General features: G+C 73.8%; 2 protein-coding genes. Both read left to right on the plus strand.

Features of this window, described 5'->3' with window-relative positions:
• The coding region (locus SSOG_RS43310) for a LuxR C-terminal-related transcriptional regulator (protein WP_039940146.1) at positions 1-1,242 on the plus strand (1,242 nt) is incomplete at its 5' end.
• Positions 1,243-1,300: 58 nt separating this feature from the next.
• A partial coding sequence (locus tag SSOG_RS54490) for an ATP-binding protein (RefSeq protein WP_009720668.1) occupies positions 1,301-2,614 on the plus strand: 1,314 nt, incomplete at its 3' end.

Raw genomic sequence — 2,614 nt, forward strand, 5'->3', positions numbered from 1 at the left:
CGGCAGTTGCTGGCCATGATGACCGTGCTCAGCGGGATGGAGGGAAATTCCGCGGAGCGTACGGTGCGGCAGGCCCGCCGCGCACAGCGCCCATCGGGGGTGGCGCTCGGCAACTGGTCGCTGCTCTTCTCCGCGTTCACCCTGAGCCTGGCCGACGAGGTCGAGGACGCGATGGAGGCGCTGGACCGCTCGCTGCGGTACGGCCAGGAGAACGCCGCGGTGTGGTCGTACGTCCTCACCCTCTCCACCCGGGCCCTGATGCTGCACGGCCTCGGAGCGATGCCGGACGCCCTGGCCGACGCCCAGACCGCCGTCGAGATCACCAGCCATGAGCGGTGGGGCGGCCATATGACGATGCCTCAGATCGCGCTGGCGACCGTCCTGATCGACCGGGGCGAGCCCGAACGCGCCGAGGAGCTGCTGGGCCAGGTCACCCGGCCCAACCTGGACGGGTTCGTCATGGAGTACCACTGGTACCTGATGGCCCGCGCCCGCGCCCGCTGGGCGCTCGGCGACGGCCGGACCGCGCTGCGGCTGCTGCTCGACTGCGGCTCGTCCCTGGAGGAGACCGGATTCGCCAACCCGTGCTTCATCCCCTGGTGGGCCGAGGCGGCATGGGTGTACGCGGCCGAGAAGCGCGCCGACGAGGCGCGGGACGTCGTCGACCACGGCACCGAACTCGCCCGCCGGTGGGGCACCCCGCGCGCCCTCGGACTCGGCGCGCTCGCCCGCGGCATGACCACCCGAGGAGAGACCGGCATCGGCCTGCTCACCGAGGCCGTCGCGCACTTGTCGGCCTCACCCGCCCGCGCCGAGCACGCCCGGGCCGAATTCATGCTCGGCACCGCCCTGCTGGACGCCGGGGACTCCCGCGGCGCCCGCGAACACCTGCGCGCCTCCGCCGACCTCGCCCAGAGCTGCGGCGCCCTGGCGCTCGCCAAGGGCGCCCGGCGGCGGCTGGTCGCCGCGGGCGGCCGGATGCGCGAGATCACCGGTTCCCCGGTGGACCTGCTCACCGGCACCGAGCGCAAGGTCGCCACCCTCGCCGCGGCCGGGGCGGGCAACCGGGAGATCGCCCAGTCGCTCTTCGTCACCGTACGCACCGTCGAGACGCATCTCACCAGCGTCTACCGGAAACTGGGGCTGACCCAGCGGGCCGAACTGGCCTCGGTGCTGCGCACGCAGAGTGTTCCGCATCCCCAGGCTCCGGCATGGGTTTCCGCGGCGCGTGGCCGTGGCTGAGCGCAATGCTCCGGCGCTTCTCCGTACTCCTGTTCTGTGATCGGCATATAGTCATTCCATGCAGCTCAACGGGCTCCCGTTCCCCGGCCGCGAACGAGAGCAGGCGGTGCTGGCCTCGGTCGTCACCGACCTGGCGGCAGGTCGTCCAGCTGTCGTCACCGTCTCCGGACGGCCCGGCTTCGGCCAGGGCCCGCTGCTGGGCTGGACGGCCGAACTCGCCGAGGAGCGCGGGCTGCGCGTCCTGCGCGCCCAGGCCACCCTGGGCGAGAGCAGACTGCGCTACGGCGTCGTGGAACAGCTCCTGACCACCATGGACGGGCTGACCGACAGCTCGCTGGGCGCGCTGGCCGAACCGGAACGGGACGACCGCCTGCCCGGCCTGGCCGAACTGCTGCGCAGCGCCCGCGACCGGCCGACCCTGGTGGTCGTCGACGAGGTGGAATGGCTGGACCCGGACTCCCGGCGCTGGTTCGGGGCCCTGGTGCGGCGGCTGCCCGGGATGCCGGTGTCGCTGCTGGCCAGCAGCAGCGGCGTCAGCCACTGGGGCTGGTGCGGCGGTTTCCCCTTCCCCGGACCGGTGCCCTCCCGGCAGGTCCCGCTGTCCGCGTTCACCCTGCGGGACGTCACCACGCTGGTGACGACCGTATGCGGCACCCCCGGGCAGGAACCGTTCAACGCCGCCGCCTGCGAGATCAGCGCGGGCAACCCCATGGTGCTGCACGAGGCGCTGCGCCAGTTCACCGCCCGGGGATTCGCGCCGGTCGCCGAAAGTGTCCCGGAGCTGCGCGCGCTCATCGAGGCCATCTGCGGCGCGTACGTCGCCCGCGCCCTCAGCGGACTGTCCGACACCGCCGTCGCCGTCGTGCGCGCGCTGGCCGTCTGCGGTGAACTCCTCGACCTGCCCCAGCTGTACGCGCTCGCCGGACCCCGTGCGGCGAGCGAACCGGGCCTCGGCGCCGCGCTGGAGGCCAGCGGCCTCGCCACCGCCTCCGACACCGGGCTACGGCTGTGCTGCCCGGAGGCGCGGAAGTGGATCCTGGAGGAGATGACCGCCGCCGAACGGGCCGAACTGCACGCCCGGGCGGCCGAACTCGCCCACCGGGCCGCCTTGCCCGACGAGGACATCGCCCGGTTGCTGCTCGACGCCCGCCCGCTCGGCGAACCCTGGGTGACCCATGTGCTGCGCCGCACCTGCGCCGCCACCCTCCGCGCCGGCCACCCCGACCACGCGATCGCCTGCCTCTCCCGCGCCCTGGAGGAGCCGCTGGACCCCGCCGAGCGCGCCCAACTGGGCCTGGAGCTGGCCGCCATCGAGGTGCTGACCGCCCCCGAGGCGAGCGACCGGCGGCTGGCCGAGATCGTCCGCAGCGGC

The organism is Streptomyces himastatinicus ATCC 53653 (assembly GCF_000158915.1).
GTDB lineage: Bacteria > Actinomycetota > Actinomycetes > Streptomycetales > Streptomycetaceae > Streptomyces > Streptomyces himastatinicus.